The organism is Cardiobacteriaceae bacterium TAE3-ERU3, assembly GCA_019218315.1.
In the GTDB taxonomy this organism is placed as follows: Bacteria; Pseudomonadota; Gammaproteobacteria; order Cardiobacteriales; family Cardiobacteriaceae; genus JAHUUI01.
In genome coordinates, this window is sequence record JAHUUI010000003.1 from 196,067 (window position 1) to 217,101 (window position 21,035).

Below are 21,035 nucleotides of genomic sequence, written 5' to 3' on the forward strand. Positions count from 1 at the left end.
CAAGCGCCAGCTTGGCTGGCGCCACCTTCAAGAGATCAATCAACAAATGTCAGCCAGTTATGAGTATCTTCACTACGTCCGTACTGAATATCCATAACTGCATTGCGCAATGCCAAGCTCTTGTCTTGTGCTGAAACATCAATGCTCGCCTCACCGTCAAAGATAAATGACGTCACTGGCGCAATCACTGCGGCAGTTCCAGTAAGCGCTGCTTCCGCGCCATTTTCAATGGCACGGCGCAAATCCCCTACGCTAAATTGTTCTTCGCGGATGTTATAACCCATATCTTGCGCGATAGTCAGTACACTCATTCGAGTCACGCCGTGCAAAAATTCATCGCTCAATGGCTTGGTGATGATGTCATTACCATCAATGAGGATGAAGTTTGAAGCACCAGTTTCCTGAACATCTTCATCAGGGCAAAACAACACTTGCTGCGCACCGTACTCGGCTTTCGCCTGCATTTGCCAATACAGGGCTGAGGCGTAGTTACCACCACTTTTCACGCTACCCATATGTGGCGCACAACGCTGATGACGCGTCTCAACGAGGATTTTCAATGGCGTACCTGGAACAAAGTAGTCCCCAACCGGCGAAGCCAAAACATACAATAATGCGGTATCTGATGGTGTACCAGCTTTACCGATTTGTGGCTCATCACCAATCAGTGTTGGGCGCAGATACAAAGATCCAGGAGCGTCAGGAATGATATCGACCGTACGAGCGACAATATCCAAAATCATACCTTTTAATAATGCAGCGTCAGGCACAGGCAAATATAGACGCTTGGCGCTGTTTTCTATACGCTTAACGTGATCATCAATACGAAACACCGCTGTACGACCACTTTCTTGACGGAATGCCTTCAGACCTTCAAAACACGTACTGCTATAGTGCAATACATGTGCACCAGCATGCAGCGTCAGTGCATTACTCGGCTGCCATTTGGGTGGCTGCCAGCCATCTTCATAACGGCTGATAACCATTTCATCGTAGAAAGTACTGCCAAAAGTTTGGGGGATAACTCGCGCCATGATCCGATCCTGTTTGATAAAAAATAAATTAGACCAAAAATAGCCCACATAAGCAATTAACACCAGCAATCATTACCATACTATACGTTGCCATGCGATATGCCTAATACATAACAATCATCTCATATAAATTCTTATCTTTTTTATCTTCAAAATATTAGCATTGCAATAAACGAACACACTGATAAACCACAAGGTTATACTAAGCAGTAAATAGAGGAGACATCTATGCATGCTTTATCTCTGAATCAGCCACCTTTTGATCTACTTAGCGAGCACGACCGCACATTATTACAACGCCATGGTGAAGTCGTCTATCTCGCTAATGGGGAAACCCTAGCCAAAGACATGTGCCATGATTTTTTTGTCGTCATTAAAGGTTCACTAACCCAACGTTGCCCAGATAAAGACAACCTCTATCACCAAGCAAATGACTGGTTTTTAGGTAATGAGCATGCTGATTTTCACAGCAGTGAAAGCACCCTACTCTACAAAATCGCACGACAGGCAATCAATACAGTTTGCGCCCGCAATGACGGCTTTGCATCACTGTTCAGCCATACCTTGCGTGACCGACGCCACACGCAACAAACAGCCGATGACAATGAAGCACTTATGCTGCGCAAAGTCAAAGAGGCTTACCTACGCAAACCTGTCTTTATTCAGGCTTCTGCCAGCATTGTTGAAGCGACACAGGCAATGCACAAAGCAGGTCAGGGACATGTATTGGTTCACCACCATAAACGCATTGGTATCTTCTCAAACAGTAATCTGTCTGCTGCTGTGATGGCTGGGGTTAACTTACGTGAAACTGAAGTTGGTGAATTTACCCAGTTCCGCCTGATCACCATCGATGAAAACAGCGAGCTGAGCGAAGCATTGCAAAAAATGGTCGCCAACCGCATTCACCGCTTACCTGTAACAGATGAACAAGGGCAAATTATTGCCACACTTGGTCAGACAGACCTGATGAGCTTTTTCACCAACCACTCACACTTAATTGCCCTTGATATTGAACAAGCTGACAGTATTGAGGCACTTCACCGTGCAGCCGGACAAATTGGCCCTTATATCCGGAGCCAATATGAGCGTGGAATCCGTGTCCATATTATTGGATCAATGGTACAAACTCTCAATCTGCAAGTATTCAGCCGCTTGTGGCAACTGATTGCACCAGCCGAAATCATTGCCAATACTTGCGTCTTCGTGATGGGTTCTGAAGGTCGTGGTGAGCAGATTTTGCGTACTGATCAGGACAATGGCCTGATTATTGCTGACGGGTTTGAGCACCCACAGCTCGAATCCTGTGCCAAACAGTTCAACACCCACCTCGCACACATGGGCTACCCTCTTTGCGACGGCAATATCATGATGCAAAATCCACTGTGGCGACAAAATGCAACAGGCTTTTGTGCTTCAATTGACCAATGGCTGTCACTAAGCAGCGGAAAGGATATGATTTATCTCTCTACCTTTACTGATGCGACGTATGTATGTGGGCAAGAGCAGCTACTCAAGCAATTGCGCCAACATCTATATCAACGCCTAGCCCAACAACCAACTGGGCTCATCCGCCAGTGTATGCGCGCAGCTTTGCAATTTGGTGATCCGCAGCATTGGTGGCAAAAATTCTTGCCAGGCGGCGAGCAGAACGATCTAGACTTAAAAAAGGCTGGTATTTTCCCCATCGTTCACGGTATACGTACGCTTGCACTTGAATATGCTATTGAAGCAACATCAACCCAAATGCGACTGCAAATTCTCGCTGAGCAGGAACATCTCGATGCAACTTTGGCACTTAACCTTGGAGAAGCACTTGATTTCTTTATCTCACAGCGCCTAAAAACAACAATTGCAGCCAGCAGTAAATCACAGCGACAAGGCGTTAACCCAACTATGATGAGTGCTATGGAACGAGATATCCTCAAACACAGCTTAAATGTCGTCCGTGAATTCAAAACAGAATTGACCGGACGCTATCATTTAGATCGGATCTGATATGTTTGGTTCATGGCGAAACACGCAGCGCATCAAGCAAAGTCAATACAGTGATGTCTTGCTTGGCAACAAAGTGAAAGATGAGTGGATCTGTATCGACTGTGAAATGACCGGACTCAATCCACGCCATGATTTTCTGCTCAGTGTCGCAGCCATCCCGATCAAAGGGCAACGCATCCTAACCGGTCAAGCTGGTTACTGGATTTGCCGGCCACCAATCATGCCTACAGCTGAAACCATTTGTATCCATGGGCTACGCCCAGAAGACGTTGAAACTGGAATCAGTTATGCCACATTGTTCGATGAATTATTACCGATGATCGCTACGCGCCCGATCGTCGGCTATCACACACCGCTAGACAAAGGCTTTCTCGATAGCCACTGCAGGCAAATTCTTGGCTTTACTCCTCCCAATCGCTGCTTGGACATTGCTACACTATTTGCACAATATGAGCAGCAGCGCAACGGACAACCGTGCAGTAACCTAAAATTTACTCATATTCTTGACTCATTAGGCGTCCCCACCCTACCCGCACACAATGCATTTAATGATGCACTCATGACGGCAATGGCTTTTCAAATGCTCAAGCGAAGCTAAATCAGATAATGATGAACAATAAAAAAGCGCCGACTAGCGGCGCTTTCCATGGTTAACCCATTAAGTGATCAATAAATATCTTCAGAGAAATAGGCATCGTTGATGGTTTTATACTTACCACTCTCACGAATACCCTGAATCGCTTCATTGAGCTCTTCACGCAACTGATCGTCGCCTTTACGCACAGCAATGGAAATACCCTCACCATAGTATTGTGGATCACTGAATACAGGCTCAGCAAATGCATAGTCAGCGCCTTCTTGTTGATCGAGGAAACCGGTCAACATAGCAACCTGATCAGCCAAGGTCAGGTCAACGCGGCCAGCCTGCATATCCAGGTTAACTTCATCTTGAGAGTTATAACGGCGAATTTCTGCCACTTTATCTGCCAACTCAGCTGTCGCAAAACGGTCATGCACAGTCGCACGCTGTACGCCCAATACTTTGCCGCTAAGCGACTCAGCAAGGTTGTCATCATTAATCGCACTTGCTTGACCTGATTTCAATACCAAGCGGCCGTTACTTGAATAATATTTATCGGTAAAATCAACGCTTTTTTTACGCTCATCAGTTGCGCTCATTGAGGCAACGATAGCATCGATCTTGTCTGTTTTTAATGCAGGGATCAAGCCATCCCAGCTGACTTGCACCAATTCGCATTGTTTGTCCATCTGTTCACACAGTGCTTTGGCAATATCAACGTCAAAACCGATCAATTCACCCTCTGGGCTCACTTCACTGAATGGAGGATACTCACCTTCGATACCGATGCGTAGATTATCTGCTGCCAATGCAGGGAAAGACAGCGCGGCCAAAATGGCTAAAGATAATGATTTCATCATGTTCTCCTGGTTGCTAAATGTCGCCCGAGCCTATGCTCAAGCATTTGAAATGTGAATACAATCACCGAAGTAATGATCAAGTACAAAATACCGGCGGTAATAAACGGTACAAATGGTTCGTAGTAAATGGCATAGAGATTACGCGCAACACCGGTAATATCCATAATCGTCACCACAGCAGCAATTGCTGAACCATGCAGCAAGAAAATGACTTCGTTACCATAGGCTGGCAATGCACGCCGCGCGGCATTAGGCAATACAATACGTCGTGCAATTAACCCTTTACTCATACCCATGGCGATCGCGGCTTCTACTTCACCTTTTGGCGTCGTTTCAATCGCACCACGTACAATCTCCGAAGTATAAGCAGCAGTATTCAGAGTAAAGGACAGCAACGCCCAAGGCCAAGCCTGACGCAAGATCGGCCACAGTGAGCTACTACGAATACCTTCAATATCACCAATTTGCTGGCCAAGAGCATAATAGATGAGGTAAAGCTGGACCAACATCGGTGTACCGCGAAATACATAGCTAAATGCCATGGGCAATGCTCTAACCCAAATGGGCAATCGTGATGCGAGAATCATCCCCAATGGCAATGCAATAATTAAACCGAGAAGCAACGATAATCCGACCAGCCATACCGTCGTCCACACACCACCCAATAACTCAGGGACATGATCAGCGACAATCGGCCATTGGTTTTCAACGAACTCAGACCATAATCCTAAAACAGGTTCTGCCATTATGCCCTCCGCTCGGTAAAGCCAACAGAATAACGGCGCTTAAGCCACAGCAGTACGGCAATTGAAATACTGGTCAGTACGAGGAAGCCTAGTGCTGCTGCACCGAAAAACAAAAATGGTTCTCGAGTGCTTTTTGCAGCAAGGTTAGCAAAGCCGACCAAATCCTGTAATCCAATAATTGAGACCAAGGCTGTAGTCTTCAACAATACCAGCCAGTTGTTGCCTAAACCCGGGATAGCGTAGCGCATCATAAGCGGCCAGGTAATTCGCCGGAAAATGGTTCTCGGGGAAAGCCCATAAGCACGTGCTGCTTCTATTTGCCCATGAGGGATGGCAAGAATAGCACCACGGAAAGTTTCCGCCATATATGCACCGAATATAAAGCCAATCGTCAAAATACCACTAATAAATGGACTCATATCAACGTAGCCCCAGCCCATTCTTTTAGCTAGCAGGTTAAGCAAAAATTGCCCACCATAGTAAAAAAGGAATAGCTGCACCAAATCAGGCACACCACGGACTACGGTTGTGTAAAAAGTTGCAGGCCAACGAAAAATCCTCATTTTCGATAAGCGCCCCATACAGGCGACAATACCGATCAACAGAGAAAGCGCCAACCCGGCCAATGAAAGCTCGAGGGTGATCAAAGCACCCTCGAGCAAGTTACTCGAATAGTCGAGTAACAGCGTTATTTGCTCTGAGAGCATAAGCCTTATTGCGCGCTTTGACCGTCAAGGCCGTAGATGTCGTAGTCAAAGTACTTGTCGTTAACTTCTTTGTACGCACCATTTTCGCGAATAGCCTGAATGGCTTGTGAGAATTTGTCAGCCAGTTCTTGCTCATCTTTACGTACAGCAATCGAAATGCCTTCACCAAAGTATTTCTCGTCAGTCAGTTCAGGGCCAAATTGCTCAAAACCTTCGCCAGTGTCACGATTCAAGAAACCGTCTTGCAATACGATCTTGTCTGCAAAAAGCAAATCAAGGCGGCCAGCTTGCGCGTCAAGGTTCGCTTCATCTTGCGAGTTGTAACGCTGAATATCGACCCAGTCACCAAGTTCCTTGGTCGCATAGTCATCAAATACTGATGCACGCAATACGCCAAGTACTTTGCCTTTAAGCCCTTCTTCACTGATTTCGACATCTGTACCTTTCGGACGTACAAATACACCCGGGTTGGTGTAGTAAGGAGCTGAGAAGGTCACACTCTTACGACGCTCATCAGTCGCGTTCATTGAAGCGATAATCGCATCAATTTTATTGGTTTTCAGCGCAGGAATGAGACCATCCCAATCAATTTGTTTGATTTCACATTCAACTTCCATCTGCTCACATAGCGCCATAGCGATGTCGATATCAAAACCACTCATTTCACCATTGCTGCCAAGCTCAGAGAAAGGTGGGTAAGTGCCATCTGTAGCAATGCGCAGAGTTTCGGCGTTAGCAATAGTGAATGCACTTATTGCGGCAATAGTTGTTGTCAGTAGAATTTTTTTCATGTGTTACTCCTTAATGTTGTTCTAAAAAGATAAATGGACATCAGCCTTTTAGGCTATTAGATAAAAACTGTCGGCATCGCTCGGATGTCGCGTGCTGGAAAACCTGCTCGGGCGTGCCTTCTTCTTCCACCATTCCTTGGTGCAAGAAGACAACTTTAGAGGAAACTTCACGCGCAAAACCCATTTCGTGTGTGACTACGATCATGGTGCGCCCTTCAGCCGCAAGATCTTGCATGACGCGCAAAACATCACCGACCAATTCAGGGTCAAGTGCAGAAGTCGGCTCGTCAAAGAGCAGTGCATCAGGCTCCATCGCCAATGCCCGTGCAATCGCTGCGCGCTGCTGCTGACCGCCTGAAAGGTGCGCAGGATAGTAATCTCGGCGATCGTAAAGCCCGACTTTTTGCAATAAGGCATCAGCTCGTTCAATGGCTTCTTTCTTTGGCACGTTAAGGACATGCGTCGGTGCTTCAATCAAATTCTGCAGCACAGTCATGTGCGACCAAAGATTGAAGTTCTGAAATACCATGGATAGCTTGGAGCGAACACGAGCAATCTGCTTAGCGCTGCCAGCAATGCGATCACCACCACGACCTTGCTTGATGTGTACGGTTTCGCCGGCCAGCCTCACTTCACCGTAATCCGGCATCTCAAGAAAGTTCAGGCAACGCAGAAAAGTACTTTTACCTGAGCCAGATGAACCAAGAATAGATACAACATCACCTTTGTTCGCGGTCAGTGATATACCTTTAAGAACTTCATTATTTCCAAATGATTTATGTATATCAATTGCTTGCAGTGCTGGTGTCGTGCTCAAACCCTTACTCCGACTAGATAATAAACAGTGCTTAATTGTACACAAAGTGTGTTGCCTGTCTATCTATTTATTAATCAATGCTATCATACTGCGTTTGCAATCAATATCTACGCATGAACGACAATCCTACTTATTCTTTGCTTATCCAATTACTTGCACGCGCATCACTAACTCCCAATGATGCCGGTTGCCAAGCGCTGATCGCAGACCGCCTGTCTGCTCTCGGTTTTTCCTGCACAACGCACCAAATAAACGAAACCACTAACCTGTGGGCAACTCACGGCAGTGGCCACCCTATTATTGCTTTTGGAGGCCATACCGACGTTGTGCCAGTTGGCAATGAAGCAGACTGGGTTAGCCCACCATTTATTCCAACTGAGCGGGACGGAAACCTTTACGCACGTGGTGCTGCGGATATGAAGGCTGGCGTTGCGGCAATGGTTGTTGCGCTAGAGCGTATCGTCCGTGACTATCCCGATCACCCGGGTACACTAGCCATTTTACTGACCAGTGACGAAGAAGGCGTGGCTGTAGATGGCACCAAAGCCGTCCTGCCCATCCTTGCAGATCAAAGCGTACAAATTGACTACGCCATTGTTGGCGAACCAACCTGCAAAGACGTACTCGGTGATACATCGCGTAATGGGCGCCGTGGCTCGCTGCATTTGCACCTTACGATCAAAGGTCGTGAAGGCCATGTTGCCTATCCAGAGCACATTGCCAACCCCATTCATGCACTCAGCCAAATCGCTGCCGCGATCAGCGCTATAGAATGGGATAAAGGCAACGCACACTTCCCGCCAACTTCTTGCCAAATCAGCAATATTCATGGTGGTACAGGTGCAGATAATGTCGTTCCCGCAACCGCTCAACTGATGATGAACTGGCGCTACAATACCGAGCACAGCGCCGAATCCATAGAGGCGCGAACCAATACCATCATCGACCGGATCGCTACTGAACACGGCGTAGAAGTCATCCGTGAATGGCGCTTATCTGGCGAACCATTTTCTACCGATAATAAAAAACTCACTGCAGCATTAAAGCAGGCAATTGCCACACATTGCGGTATGAACGTCGTCTTTAATACTGCTGGCGGGACATCAGATGCACGCTTTTTTGCCAAGTACGGCGCTGCAACGATTGAGTTTGGCCCATGCAATGCCACCATCCATAAAAACAATGAGTACGTCCGTATCGCAGATCTTGCACCTTTAAGTGATATCTATACCGATACCGTACGTCAACTATTGGGCCTGACTGAATGATGAGCGATTACCAGCAGCAACTAAAAGACAAGCAGTCACGCTTACAAACCTTGTTAGCACCCTTTTTTCAGGGTGACTTAACCCTCTATGCATCACCCGCCGAGTATCACCGATTACGCGCCGAGTTCAGGGTTTGGCATGATAATGGGCAATGTAGCTACGTAATGACCCCACCGGGCGAAAAACCGCGCCCTGATACCATCATCCGCCTTAAGCAATTCCCAACCGCAAACCAGCGCATCAATACGCTGATGCCGCAATTGCTCGATGCTATCCATGCTGACAGCATACTACGCGAGCGCCTGTACCAAGTGGAGTTTCTCAGTACCCTGAATGGTGACGACCTCATCACCATGATTTATCACCGCAAGCTTGATGAAGCATGGCAACAAACCGCACGCCAATTGGAAGAAAGATTGGGCACAGCCATTATTGGCCGCAGCCGCAAGCAAAAAGTCGTCTTAAGCCGAGATTACGTCACTGAGACGCTTAATATAGACGGCATATCATTCCAATATCGTCAGTATGAAGGGAGTTTTACCCAACCTAACGGGCATATTTGTGAGTCGATGCTCAGTTGGGCAACCCAACATAACCACCAGCCACAACGCGACCTGCTTGAGCTCTACTGCGGGAATGGAACATTTACCTTGCCTCTCGCTCACAACTACCGTCGAGTATTGGCAACGGAAATCAGCAAAACGGGCGTTCAAGCATTACGTGACAATATTTTACTCAACGGCATCAGCAATATTGCTGTTGCACGCTTATCTGCACAGGAATTCACCGAAGCCTGGCAAGGAGAACGTGAATTTAACCGACTCAAACAGGATAACATCTCCCTGTCCGACTACGACTTTGCCGCCGTATTCGTCGATCCACCACGCGCAGGCATTGACGACGACACACTAAACTTGCTCAGCAACTTTGAGCAGATCACCTACGTGTCGTGTAACCCTGAGACACTTGCGGCAAACCTGCATCAATTGACCCGTACCCACGACGTAACAGCAGCTGCATTATTCGACCAATTTCCATTCACGCCACATATAGAATCTGGCGTCATTCTGCAAAAGAGGAATGATTAACAATTATTAGCTGACGCCAAAATCATAAAAGCTTACGATGAAGAGGTTGAATAACCAAACTGGAGAATGGAATGACAAAGTTATACGAAACCAATGTACACGTCAGCGGTGGCCGAAATGGCAGCGCCAAGTCTGACGACGGTAAACTGAATGTCAACCTGCAAATGCCCAAAAGCATGGGTGGTAATGGCGAAGGAACAAACCCTGAGCAACTGTTCGCCGCTGGCTATGCAGCGTGTTTTATGGGGGCAACCCAGTTAGTCGCCAAAAATAAAGGCATTGAACTGCCACAAGGCTTCACCATTGACAGCCACGTTGAGCTCGGTAAATGCGACCAAGGCAATCTCGATATTTCCGTCGTCTTTGGTATCAACCTCCCGGGCATGGACGCAGCACAAGCAGAAGAAATTGTCGAAGCTGCTCACGAAGTGTGCCCTTACTCGCGAGCAACCCGCGGTAATATTGATATTGACTTTAATATCAACCTGTAAAGCTACGCACCCAACTAAAAAGGCCGCTTATAAGCGGCCTTTTTATTAGCGGTATTAAGCAAAATTACTTTAAGTACTGCACTGCCGCAGCAGTGTATTTCCACATTGAAAGCAAAGTGAGCACTGCGGCAATAATCAGCAATACTTGACCGATCTGCCAAATGGGAAAGCCGAAAAAATCATCTTGATAAATCAAAAATCCAAGTGAAAACATCTGCGCTGTTGTTTTCCATTTACCAATGTTTGACACAGCCACAACATTGCGCAAATCAAGTGCGGCCATCCACTCACGCAATGAAGAGATCCACACTTCACGCCCAATAATAATCAGTGAACACAGCATTAGCCACCACTCTGGCCTACTTTGCAGTACAACAATCAAAACCGCAGCAACCATCAACTTATCAGCTACCGGATCAAGAAAAGCTCCAAGCGGACTGACTTCTTTATTGATCCGTGCCAAATAACCGTCAAAATAATCAGTGATACACGCTGTAGCGTAAACGATCAATGCCGGCCACTTACCCAAGACTTCGGGGTGAACATAAAACAAAAGAATAAACAGCGGAATCATCCAAATACGTGCTTTGGTCAATTTCATTGCGAGTCCGGCTGTTTGCATAAACTTATCCTTGATCGTGAAGAGTGGCGTAAATATCTCTGGCAAGTGCTTCACTGATGCCCGGCACACGTGTCAGATCATCAATGCTGGCGCGCTCAACCATCGCGAGACCGCCAAAGTATTTTAACAGGGCTTGACGCTTTTTGGCACCAATACCGGGGATTTGTTCGAGAACCGACTTTTGACTACTTTTTGCACGTGCATTACGGTGCCCCGTGATGGCAAATCGGTGCGCCTCGTCGCGAATCTGCACAATCAGCTGCATGGCCTGACTGTCTGACGGCAAGAAACGTGCAATCGACTCTCCGGGAAACCAGAATTGCTCCAGGCCTGCTTTGCGCCCCTGACCTTTAGCAACTCCGATTAGCTGCATATCATCAATGCCCAGCTCGGCAAATACCTCAATCGCCTGGCGCAGCTGCCCCTTACCACCATCGATAAAGACGATATCGGGTCGCTTGCCACTGTGATCTTCGCTACCCTCATCACGCTGCGCCTGCATCTTACTGTAGCGGCGCATAATCACCTGACGCATCGCTGCATAATCATCACCAGGGGTAATACCTTTGATGTTATAGCGACGATAATCACTTTTGACCGCACCACGCTGATCAAAGACAACGCATGATGCAACTGTCTGTTCACCTTGGGTATGGCTGATATCAAAGCACTCCATGCGCTCAGGAATTTTTTCCAGCAAAAACGCCTCGGCCAATGCAGCAAAGCGCTTATGCATCGCCATTTTTGCAGCCAGTTTCAGTGCCAAGCTCTGTTTGGCATTCTCAATCGCCATATCCAGCCATTTACGCCTTGCTTCTCGTGGTTGGCTAGTTATCATAACCTTATGCCCTGACTGCACAGTCAGATAGTCACTCAGTGCCGCTTTCTCGTCCAAATCAGCATTAACCAATACCTGCTTTGGTGCGCGACGTTGGTTGTAAAACTGGGTAATGAAAGCCGTTAAAATATCACCTTCGGATGATTCTTCAGGCAACTTTGGGTAATAGGCCTGCGAAGTCACATTATGACCATCGCGATAAAACATCACCTGAACACACGCTTCTCCATAAGCTGTCGCCACTGCCAATACATCGGCATCAGCCTCACCGGAAACCATATTTTGCTGTGTTGTTACCTTGCGTAACTGAATCAACTGATCACGCAACATCGCCGCTTGTTCATATGCCTGCTTTTCCGCCGCTTCAGTCATTTTTTGCGACAATTCTTCAAGCAAAGTCTCGCTGCGACCACTTAAAAATTCACGCGTATGCCGTACAGTCTCTGCATAGTCTTTTTCGTTGATATAACCTACGCACGGCGCATAGCAACGCTCGATCTGATACTGCAAGCACGGTCGGCTGCGATTGGCGAAGTAGCTATCCTCACATTGCCGCACACGAAAGACCTTTTGCAAAATATCCATCGCATAACGAGCTGCACCAACGCTTGGATAAGGACCAAAATACTCACCCGATTTGCGCGCACCACGGTGAAAAGTAAGCCGTGGAAAAGCATGTTCGGAGAGGTGGATATACGGATAGGATTTATCATCTCGCAGCAGGATGTTGAAGCGTGGGCGATGTGCTTTAATCAAGTTCCCTTCGAGAATCAACGCCTCGGTTTCACTTTGGGTGATGGTGGTGTCGATATCGACCACCTGCTCCATCAGCGCTGCTGTTTTACGGGTTAATCCTGTTTTGCGGAAGTAACTCGATAAGCGCTTGCGCAAATTCTTTGCTTTACCCACATACAGCACTTTGCCATCGCCATCACGCATTTGATAGACGCCCGGCAGCGTCGATACGTGGCTCAGAAAAATGTGATGGTCAAAACGACGCTCAACGCTCATCGCAAAATATAAAAATAGCTGTCATGAGAATAATATGGAGGCGGAATAACAGCAAACAAGCTGCAGCAAGTGAGAATGAATTAATTTGTGCCGCGCAGCACTACTTCTACACGAGCAAGATCTTCTGCACAATCCACGCCTGGTGGTGGTGCTGCATCAATCACGCCAACGGCAATATCAATACCGTGTTCAAGAAAACGCAGCTGTTCCAGCTTTTCTGCCTGCTCTAATGGCGTGCGGGCAAGCTGGGGATATTGGTGCAACACTGCAACCCGGTAGGCATAAATACCAATGTGACGCAAATATGGGTAGTCACCAGCGACGCCATCAGCATCGCGAACATAAGGAATTGGTGAACGGCTAAAATAAAGTGCACGACCACGCTGATCACAAACCACTTTTACTGTGGTTGCCGCAGCTGGACTATGCATACGGTCAAAAGGAGCAGCTAGCGTCGCCACACCAGCCCACGGTGCATCAGCCAAAGCTTGGGCAACGCTGTTAATCAGTTCGGGCGGCAATAGCGGCTCATCACCCTGCACATTAACGACGATAACCTCATCATCCCAGCCTTCGCGCGCAGCAACTTCACCAAGCCGCTCAGTACCGTTATCATGGTCTGGGCGAGTCATGACCACGTTCACATCAAGTCCTTCAAGGGCCACTGCAATGCGCAGATCATCATGAGCCACCCATACCGGCAAACCACTTTTCACAGCCTGCAATGCAGTTCGCCGGATCATCGGCATACCGGCAATATTACGCAGCGGCTTACCGGGCAAGCGACTTGCGGCATAACGCGCCGGAATGACGACAACAGCCTGACTCATGATTCTGCGTTCGGTAGAGTCGGCTCTGTTTTCTGTGCGTCTTCTGGAAGCAACATGGCAATGCCCCCCTGAACAGGGTAGCGATAGCTGCCGTCACTTGTTTGCAAGTATGGCTGCTCGCCATCATGAAAAGTCAGAGGCTGCCCGGTAATCGGGCAGCGTAGTGCTGAAATAACGGCCTTATTCATCGTCAGATTGCTCCTCTGAGGCTGAAGAATCACTCTCTGAATCTACAGATTTTGCTTCAGCAGACTCATTAGCAGCTGGTTGTGCCGCTTCACTTTTCTGCTCTGCTGCACGCAGTGCATCAATCTTCTCTTGCAAAGAATTGAGCAAATCAGCAAATGATGCTTCGAATTGAGCCACACCCTCTTTCTCAAGAGTATCGGTAATCTCATCAACATTAACCCCTGCATCACGTACAGCCTGAATAACCTCACCTGCTTTATCAATATCACGCATCAACGTAACAGACGCTCTGCCGTGATCTTTGAAAGCCGCGTAAGTTGCTGGTGGCACAGTGTTAACCGTATCAGCACCGATCAGCTGATCAACGTAGCGTACATCCGAGTAATTAGGGTTTTTAGTGCCCGTAGATGCCCACAGCAAACGCTGAACTGCAGCGCCCTTTTGCGCCAGCGCAATCCAATCGTCATGGCTGATACGCTCCAAATAATAAGCATAAGCCAACTGCGCATTTGCTATGGCGGCACGGCCACGTAAATCGGCATGCTCATCACTCAATGCATCGTCAATCTTGCTATCAACACGGCTGACGAAGAAGCTGGCTACTGAGCGGATCATATCAATCGACTTACCTGCTGCGACACGCTGCTTGAGGCCTTCGATATAGGCTTCAAGAACTTCCTGATAACGCACAACTGAGAACAACAAAGTAACGTTGATATTCAACCCTTCAGCGGTCAGTTCTGTGATTGCTTTCAAGCCTGCTTTTGTACCCGGCACCTTAATCATCACATTTTCACGGTTGACGCGCTTATGCAATGACAAAGCTTCTGCGATTGTCTTATCAGCGTCGTGTGCGATATCTGGTGAAACTTCCAAAGAAACCATGCCGTCAGTGCCATCAGTTTGCTCGTAAACAGGCTTCATTTGATCGCAAGCTTGCTGAATATCTTCGATAGCTAACGCAAAGAAAGCTTCACGAGGATCATTGCCATTTTCCGATAGCCATTTGTTCAGGCCTGCATCATAGGCATCGCCATCAGTCATCGCTTTTTGGAAAATTGCCGGATTTGACGTCACACCACGCAGATCGTCTGTTTTGATCATCGCCGTGAGTTCACCTTCAGCGAGCATACGACGGTGGATGTTATCAAACCAAATACTTTGACCAAGAGCTGGTAACTGATTCAACGGGCTAGTAGCCTGGGGCTTGGCACTTTCTTCTTCACGCTCAGCCACATCAACTACAGCAGGCTCAGATTTTTTACTGCGCCGCTTAGCTGGTGCTTCAACTGGCTCCTGCTCTACAGCTGTATCAGCAGTATCTGACTTTGCTTCAGCTGCTGTTTCAGCCTTAGCTGAGTCAGCTTGCTTATCAGCTTTTGCTTCCACTTCAGCAGCATTTTGTGCTTTCTTGCTCGATGCTTTGCTGCGCTGGGCTTTTGCTTTTTCACGCTCTGGTGCTTGAGCCTGCTCCACCGCTGTATCGTCTTCTTGCTCTGCCAGCAGTGAAACCATACCTGGTGCATTACTCTGTGCTCCACTTGGCGCTGCAGTGAGTTTTTTACTTTGCTCATCATTCTGCGCTGCTTTGTCATCACGCGGTTCATCCTGACGATCTGCAGCTACATCATTTTCTTGAGATGTATCTTGCACACCATCATAACCGCTATCGCCTTGCTCAGCCGCAGGCTGATAGCCAGCCTTGCCTTGCCCACGCACCGCATGCACATCACGCGGTCGACCTTTGCGTACTTGGCGTCCATCAATTTCACTCGGTGGATTACTCAGTTCTTCAATGCTTTGATTAACATCATCTTGAACAGGTTTCTGCTTGTTATTGCGCTCATTATCTTTGTGCGCTTTCTGCTCATTGCGCTTTTGATCATCGCGATCACGAGATTGCTCACGAGCTTTCTTATCAGCTTGCTGATTGCGCTGCTGATTATCATCGCGAGTTTCCTTGTCATCACGTTGGTTGCGACGGGAATCGTTTTTGTCGTTACGCTGCTGACGCTGCTCATTGCCATCTTCACGTTGATTATCACGATCATCACGGCGCTTACGATCATTTCTAGCGTTCTTGTCTTTGTTGTTACGATCATTATTGTTGCGATCGTTGCCATTGTCGTTACGCTCATTGCGCTCACGACGGCGATCATCATTACTTTCACTGCCTTGCTGACGATCGTCATTATTTCTACGGCGGCGATTGTTCTGACGCTGGTTACGATTACCATTACGACGCTCGGACTGCGCTTCATCATCACTCGAAGGGTTGATGATTGCATCGCGCTTTTCTTTTACTTCATCTTTAAACAACGCAACCACTTTCGAAAACAGAGAAGACAGCCCACTTTTGCTGGTGGCTGCTTTTTCTTCACGCACTTCTTCTGCACGCTGTGGCAATGGTGATTTTGGTACAACGCCCTGCACAGCCGGCTTTTCAATCGAAGCTGGCTCAATGTGCTTTGCATCGACCTCTTCAGCACTTTCAGCAGTAGTCTGTAAGCGATAGCTTGGTGTTTGGCTACCTTCATCACCAACTTCATCGTCACGCAGACGCTCAATTTGGTAATCAGGTGTATGCAAATTGGCATTCGGCACCAATATCACTTCAACCTTATTGCGTTGCTCAATCAGCCGTATTGCCGCACGCTTTTCATTGAGTAAATATGTCGCGATGCTCACAGGCAACTCACCAGTGATACGACTGGTGCGGTCTTTCATCGCCTCTTCTTCAATCAGACGCAACAGCGACAACGCCATTGATTGGATGCCGCGAATACTGCCCTGCCCTTTACAGCGAGGACACACACGGTGGCTTGCTTCATCAATCGATGGACGCAGGCGCTGGCGCGAAAGCTCAAGTAGACCAAAGCGTGAAATACGCCCAATCTGAACGCGTGCACGGTCAATTTGGGTCGCATCGTAGAGACGCTGCTCAACGTCTTTACGGTTGCGTGATGAGCCCATATCGATGAAATCGATAACCAAAAGGCCGCCGAGGTCACGCAGGCGCATTTGGCGCGCAATTTCATCGGCTGCTTCAAGGTTGGTCTGATATGCAGTTTCTTCGATATCACCGCCCTTAGTTGCCTTTGACGAGTTGATATCGATCGAAACCAATGCTTCGGTGTAATCGATCACCAACTCACCACCAGATGGCAACTGCACATTGCGCTGGTATGCAGATTCAATCTGCCCTTCAATCTGATAACGGGTAAAGAGCGGAATATTGTCTTCGTAGAGCTTTAGCTTGCTGACATTGTTTGGCATGACCAAGTTCATGAAATCAGCTGCCTGCTGATAAACACGCTCGTCATCAATCAAAATTTGTGTAATATCAGGGCGCAAATAATCGCGCAACGCGCGAACGATAATGTTGCTTTCCTGATAGATCAGGCGCTGAGGGGTCGCTTTGACGTACTCCTCAGAAATAGCTTCCCAAAGCTGCAACAGAAAATCGAGATCCCACTGTAACTCTTCCTGAGAACGACCAACACCTGCGGTACGCACGATAACGCCCATATCGCTCGGCGCATTGAGTTCGTCAAGCGTTTCACGTAATTCACGGCGTTCATCACCTTGAATACGGCGTGAAACACCACCAGCACGAGGATTATTGGGCATCAAAACCAAAAAACGGCCAGCAAGAGAGATGTAGGTCGTGAGAGCTGCGCCTTTGTTACCGCGCTCTTCCTTATCAATCTGTACCAATACTTCCTGCCCTACTTCAATCATGTCCTTGAAGCTAGGCTGATCATTACTGCTGGCGTTGGTCGAGCCGGTCAGGTATTCCTTACTGATTTCCTTGAATGGCAAAAAGCCATGGCGCTGCGAACCGTAGTCAACAAATACTGCTTCTAGCGATGGCTCGATCCGAGTAATTTTTCCTTTGTAAATATTGGCTTTTTTCTGTGCAGAATAAAGGGTTTCGATATCTAGGTCGTAAAGCTGCTGCCCATCGACGAGCGCTACACGCAGCTCTTCCTGCTGTGTAGCATTGATTAACATTCTTTTCATTATAAGTCTTTCCTTTACCGGTATTGATCAAAGGCATGAAGGCCATGAAAGACAATCCGGACTGTTGTTGTATACAAAAAATAAAACCACCGCCTGCCCAGCTCGCAAGCCGGTCAAGCGATAGCAAAAAATTCAGGATGGTAATGCGTTTTAAATACACGTTATGCATCTTGGCTCTAGGCCTTATATTTGAGGGATGAACTATAGCAATTTGCGCGTCTACTTGCAATGTACGATGACAAGCGCAAGCAATGTAGCTATGCTGTAGCGCCATTATCAGGAATCGGAAATTTACATGCTTGCTTTGTCCATTTACGAACAGCCCCTCAATGAAAGAATGCGCCTAATGATGCGCCTGGAGTCGATGTTTAGCCAAATGCGCCTATTCAATCAGGCCAAAGACTATTATGAAATCCAGCTTTTTCTCGACGCGCTTTTCGATGTATTGGATTTTCTGCACCGTTATGAGATTCGCTCGGAATTAATCAAAGAATTGCAGCGTTACAAAGCCTTGTTAAACCGTGAAGATAGCGAATACCGTCCGACACCCTGTTCATCTGATACGCTAGAATCGGAGATAGAACAGCATTTAGCCTCTATTCACAACATCAATTTCAATTTAATTAGTGCCCTGCGTGAAAATGAATTATTCAACAGCCTCCGCCAACGTAACTTTCACAAAAGTGGCAACTGCTTATTCGAAGTACCGGCTTATCAGTTCTGGCTAGGCCACCGCAACAGCGAAGGCCGCGCCTTTTTAACTGACTGCTATGAGCGCTTTCTGCCCATTGAGCATTGCGTCGAGCTAATTTTACATTTGGTACGCACTGGCAATGAAGAAGTACAAACTTCATGTGACGACGCTATATTCGTCAAAACACTAGATAGCCGCCGCACCAATCAAATGATCCGTATCCACATGCCTGAAGGGGTAGATACATTTCCCCGGGTCAGTGGCGATAAACACCGCTTTGCCATTCGTTTTATGCGCCAAGATTCTCCTATTGACCGCGCCTATCAAATTAACACACCGGTAACATTCGGCTTGCAGATCTGCGCAGCATAATCCGCGGAGTTAGGCCTGCAAATACTGCTCCTTGCCAGCTAGCCAACGCGCAGAAAGTGACTCGACAAATTCAGGCTCAGCAACCAACCACGTTTCGCTGAGCCTGTTAACCAGCGGTAGCAAATCTGCATCGCGCTCCAAATCTGCAACACGCATCATCGCCTCTCCCGTCTGACGTTTACCCAGCAACTCGCCTGCGCCACGGATACGCAAATCTGCCTCTGCAATCACAAACCCATCATTACTCTCGCGCATAATCGATAGTCGCTCTTTCGCCACTGCTCCCAGCGGCGGCTGATACATCAGCAAACAATAGGACTGCAAATCACTGCGCCCGACCCGGCCGCGCAGTTGATGTAATTGCGCCAAGCCAAAGCGCTCCGCATTTTCAATGATCATCAACGTTGCATTGCCAACATCAACGCCCACTTCGATCACAGTTGTCGCCACCAATAGATGCGTCTTTCCAGCGACAAAATCAGCCATCACGGCTTGCCGCTCAGCCGTTGTCATACGTCCATGCAACAGCGCAACATGGAGATCAGGTAGTTCCTGCTGTAGTTGGGCGGCCGTCGCTTCAGCATTTTCACACTCAATGACTTCGGACTCTTCAATCAGAGGACACACCCAATACGCCTGGCGTCCCTCTCGACACACCGCACCTACACGCTGCACAACGTCCATACGTTTAGCATTGCTCACCACTGCAGTCTCAATTGCTTTACGCCCTGCAGGAAGCACATCAATCACTGAGACATCCAATTCACCATACTGACTCATGGCCAAGGTGCGTGGAATCGGCGTTGCGGTCAATACCAATTGATGAACAGCCTGACCATCAACGCCTTTTTGTTGTAAAGCCAGCCGCTGATGCACCCCAAAGCGGTGTTGTTCATCAATAACCACCAGACCGAGGCGATGATAATCTACCTGCTGCTGAAACAACGCATGTGTACCGACGATAATATGCACGTCTCCTTGCGCAATACGCTGTAAAACCTCGCGCTTATTTTTGCTTGCAAGCTTACTAACCAACATACCTATCTGCACGGGAAGGTCGCCGAGTAGTTTACGCAAGCTGGCTGCATGTTGCTCGGCAAGCAGTTCCGTGGGCGCCATTAATACAGCCTGATAACCAGCACTAATGCATTGCAAGCAAGCAAGCAATGCAACCAATGTTTTACCGCTTCCGACATCCCCTTGCACCAAGCGCAACATTGGCTCGGCTTGCTGCAGGTCATCGGCAATCTCTTGGCTGACACGCTGTTGCGCCGTCGTTAATGCAAATGGCAATTGCGCCTTAAGTGCCTCGACCAGCCCAACACCGCCGCCCAATATTGGCGCTGGGGTACTGCGCAAGCGGATACGCGCCTGCTGTATAGACAGCTGATGCGCGCACAACTCTTCAATTTTTAACCGTTTAAATGCAGGATGATGACGCTCCCGCAGATCCTGCGCACTGATCTCGGCATCAGGCTGATGGATTGTACGCAGCGCACGAGGCAAGCTCAGCAATCCTTCTTTGGTTAAAGGGTCTTCAATCGGCAAGAGCTTATCCGCCGCAAGCAGCGCTTTATCCATTAATGCACGCCACCGCGATTGACCAAGGCCTTTAATCGTTGGGTAAATGGCACTCAAGCCCTCACTCAGTACAGGCTCCTCACCGGCAGCAAGCCATTGAATCTCAGGATGATGCACTTCATAGCCATAGGCTGAATAAACAGCTTTACCATAAAACAGACCACGACATGCTGAAGTAAACTGCCGTTGCTGATTAGGATAGAAGCGGAAAAAACGTAAACTGCACTGCCCTCCTTGGTCATCACGTACCGTCACAACTAACAAGCGGCTGCGCTTTTGAATCACTTTGACATCAACGACTTCAGCAACAAATTGCACCATCGCACCATCGCGGAAGTCACTGATCGGAGTTAATTGCGCTCGGTTTTCATAGCGCAATGGCAAATAAAACCATGCCTGCCCCAGAGTCTCAACCCCGGCACGGGCAAAGGCAGCTGCCGCCTTATCGCTGATACCCAGCGTCTTTTCTAACGGTTGATCAGCTGCCGAAGACAC

General features: G+C 48.0%; 18 protein-coding genes. 6 read left to right on the forward strand and 12 right to left on the reverse strand.

Annotated features, from left to right (window positions below):
* Positions 1–35 precede the first annotated feature (35 nt).
* Positions 36–1,034: a branched-chain-amino-acid transaminase gene (ilvE, locus tag KRX19_07210; GenBank protein ID MBV7434813.1), complete on the reverse strand. Its 999-nt coding sequence runs from the start codon at positions 1,032–1,034 to the stop codon at positions 36–38.
* 228 nt (positions 1,035–1,262) lie between these two features.
* Between ilvE and KRX19_07215 the strand changes: the two genes are divergently transcribed.
* Entirely contained in the window at positions 1,263–3,032 is a 1,770-nt protein-coding gene (locus KRX19_07215) for a CBS domain-containing protein (GenBank protein MBV7434814.1), read from the forward strand.
* 1 nt (position 3,033) lies between these two features.
* Entirely contained in the window at positions 3,034–3,630 is a 597-nt protein-coding gene (locus tag KRX19_07220; GenBank protein ID MBV7434815.1) for a 3'-5' exonuclease, read from the forward strand.
* 68 nt (positions 3,631–3,698) lie between these two features.
* Here the strand turns inward: KRX19_07220 and KRX19_07225 are convergent, their stop codons facing one another.
* The 5 genes from KRX19_07225 to KRX19_07245 are packed head-to-tail and all read right to left on the reverse strand — an operon-like array spanning position 3,699 to position 7,533.
* Complete coding sequence (locus KRX19_07225) at positions 3,699–4,472, reverse strand: transporter substrate-binding domain-containing protein (protein ID MBV7434816.1); 774 nt, start codon at positions 4,470–4,472, stop codon at positions 3,699–3,701.
* On the reverse strand, positions 4,469–5,218 hold the full coding sequence (locus tag KRX19_07230) for an ABC transporter permease subunit (protein ID MBV7434817.1): 750 nt from the start codon (positions 5,216–5,218) through the stop codon (positions 4,469–4,471). The genes KRX19_07225 and KRX19_07230 overlap by 4 nt, the downstream gene beginning before the upstream one ends.
* A complete protein-coding gene (locus KRX19_07235; GenBank protein MBV7434818.1) occupies positions 5,218–5,904 on the reverse strand; it encodes an ABC transporter permease in 687 nt (228 codons plus the stop codon). Before KRX19_07235 ends, KRX19_07230 begins: the two co-directional genes overlap by 1 nt.
* A gap of 26 nt (positions 5,905–5,930) precedes the next feature.
* Positions 5,931–6,716 (reverse strand): transporter substrate-binding domain-containing protein, encoded by a 786-nt coding sequence (locus tag KRX19_07240; GenBank protein MBV7434819.1) that lies wholly within the window; start codon positions 6,714–6,716, stop codon positions 5,931–5,933.
* A gap of 40 nt (positions 6,717–6,756) precedes the next feature.
* Positions 6,757–7,533, reverse strand: coding sequence for an ABC transporter ATP-binding protein (locus KRX19_07245; GenBank protein ID MBV7434820.1), 777 nt, complete (start codon positions 7,531–7,533; stop codon positions 6,757–6,759).
* Positions 7,534–7,646: 113 nt separating this feature from the next.
* On the opposite strand from KRX19_07245, the gene dapE reads away from it, so the two are divergent.
* The 3 genes from dapE (at position 7,647) to KRX19_07260 (ending at position 10,380) form a co-directional block, all read left to right on the forward strand.
* A complete protein-coding gene (gene dapE, locus KRX19_07250) occupies positions 7,647–8,801 on the forward strand; it encodes a succinyl-diaminopimelate desuccinylase (protein MBV7434821.1) in 1,155 nt (384 codons plus the stop codon).
* On the forward strand, positions 8,801–9,889 hold the full coding sequence (trmA, locus tag KRX19_07255) for a tRNA (uridine(54)-C5)-methyltransferase TrmA (protein MBV7434822.1): 1,089 nt from the start codon (positions 8,801–8,803) through the stop codon (positions 9,887–9,889). Before dapE ends, trmA begins: the two co-directional genes overlap by 1 nt.
* A 71-nt stretch (positions 9,890–9,960) precedes the next feature.
* Positions 9,961–10,380, forward strand: a complete 420-nt coding sequence (locus KRX19_07260; protein ID MBV7434823.1) for an organic hydroperoxide resistance protein — start codon at positions 9,961–9,963, stop codon at positions 10,378–10,380.
* 64 nt (positions 10,381–10,444) lie between these two features.
* Here KRX19_07260 and pgsA read toward each other — a convergent pair whose 3' ends face one another.
* The 5 genes from pgsA to tal form a co-directional block, all read right to left on the reverse strand.
* Positions 10,445–11,002: a CDP-diacylglycerol--glycerol-3-phosphate 3-phosphatidyltransferase gene (gene pgsA / locus KRX19_07265; GenBank protein MBV7434824.1), complete on the reverse strand. Its 558-nt coding sequence runs from the start codon at positions 11,000–11,002 to the stop codon at positions 10,445–10,447.
* Positions 11,003–11,006: 4 nt separating this feature from the next.
* The gene (uvrC, locus tag KRX19_07270) at positions 11,007–12,851 is read right to left on the reverse strand and encodes an excinuclease ABC subunit UvrC (protein ID MBV7434825.1); all 1,845 of its coding nucleotides are present in this window, start codon (positions 12,849–12,851) and stop codon (positions 11,007–11,009) included.
* Between the two features lie 80 nt (positions 12,852–12,931).
* Positions 12,932–13,681, reverse strand: coding sequence for a 3-deoxy-manno-octulosonate cytidylyltransferase (kdsB, locus tag KRX19_07275; protein ID MBV7434826.1), 750 nt, complete (start codon positions 13,679–13,681; stop codon positions 12,932–12,934).
* The gene (locus KRX19_07280) at positions 13,678–13,869 is read right to left on the reverse strand and encodes a hypothetical protein (GenBank protein ID MBV7434827.1); all 192 of its coding nucleotides are present in this window, start codon (positions 13,867–13,869) and stop codon (positions 13,678–13,680) included. Before KRX19_07280 ends, kdsB begins: the two co-directional genes overlap by 4 nt.
* Positions 13,862–16,153, reverse strand: coding sequence for a transaldolase (gene tal / locus KRX19_07285; GenBank protein ID MBV7434828.1), 2,292 nt, complete (start codon positions 16,151–16,153; stop codon positions 13,862–13,864). The genes KRX19_07280 and tal overlap by 8 nt, the downstream gene beginning before the upstream one ends.
* Before the next feature lie 2,035 nt (positions 16,154–18,188).
* Here tal and KRX19_07290 point away from each other — a divergent pair.
* Entirely contained in the window at positions 18,189–18,959 is a 771-nt protein-coding gene (locus tag KRX19_07290) for a cell division protein ZapD (GenBank protein ID MBV7434829.1), read from the forward strand.
* A 9-nt stretch (positions 18,960–18,968) separates the two neighbouring features.
* Here the strand turns inward: KRX19_07290 and recG are convergent, their stop codons facing one another.
* Positions 18,969–21,035 (reverse strand): ATP-dependent DNA helicase RecG, encoded by a 2,067-nt coding sequence (recG, locus tag KRX19_07295; protein MBV7434830.1) that lies wholly within the window; start codon positions 21,033–21,035, stop codon positions 18,969–18,971.

Excerpts from the sequence above, each read along its gene's own strand:
- ilvE (MBV7434813.1), bottom strand. The coding sequence starts at position 1,034 with ATGGCGCGAGTTATCCCCCAAACTTTTGGCAGTACTTTCTACGATGAA.
- KRX19_07215 (MBV7434814.1), top strand. The coding sequence starts at position 1,263 with ATGCATGCTTTATCTCTGAATCAGCCACCTTTTGATCTACTTAGCGAG.
- KRX19_07220 (MBV7434815.1), top strand. The coding sequence starts at position 3,034 with ATGTTTGGTTCATGGCGAAACACGCAGCGCATCAAGCAAAGTCAATAC.
- KRX19_07225 (MBV7434816.1), bottom strand. The coding sequence starts at position 4,472 with ATGATGAAATCATTATCTTTAGCCATTTTGGCCGCGCTGTCTTTCCCT.
- KRX19_07230 (MBV7434817.1), bottom strand. The coding sequence starts at position 5,218 with ATGGCAGAACCTGTTTTAGGATTATGGTCTGAGTTCGTTGAAAACCAA.
- KRX19_07240 (MBV7434819.1), bottom strand. The coding sequence starts at position 6,716 with ATGAAAAAAATTCTACTGACAACAACTATTGCCGCAATAAGTGCATTC.
- dapE (MBV7434821.1), top strand. The coding sequence starts at position 7,647 with ATGAACGACAATCCTACTTATTCTTTGCTTATCCAATTACTTGCACGC.
- trmA (MBV7434822.1), top strand. The coding sequence starts at position 8,801 with ATGAGCGATTACCAGCAGCAACTAAAAGACAAGCAGTCACGCTTACAA.
- KRX19_07260 (MBV7434823.1), top strand. The coding sequence starts at position 9,961 with ATGACAAAGTTATACGAAACCAATGTACACGTCAGCGGTGGCCGAAAT.
- pgsA (MBV7434824.1), bottom strand. The coding sequence starts at position 11,002 with ATGCAAACAGCCGGACTCGCAATGAAATTGACCAAAGCACGTATTTGG.
- uvrC (MBV7434825.1), bottom strand. The coding sequence starts at position 12,851 with ATGAGCGTTGAGCGTCGTTTTGACCATCACATTTTTCTGAGCCACGTA.
- kdsB (MBV7434826.1), bottom strand. The coding sequence starts at position 13,681 with ATGAGTCAGGCTGTTGTCGTCATTCCGGCGCGTTATGCCGCAAGTCGC.
- KRX19_07280 (MBV7434827.1), bottom strand. The coding sequence starts at position 13,869 with ATGAATAAGGCCGTTATTTCAGCACTACGCTGCCCGATTACCGGGCAG.
- KRX19_07290 (MBV7434829.1), top strand. The coding sequence starts at position 18,189 with ATGCTTGCTTTGTCCATTTACGAACAGCCCCTCAATGAAAGAATGCGC.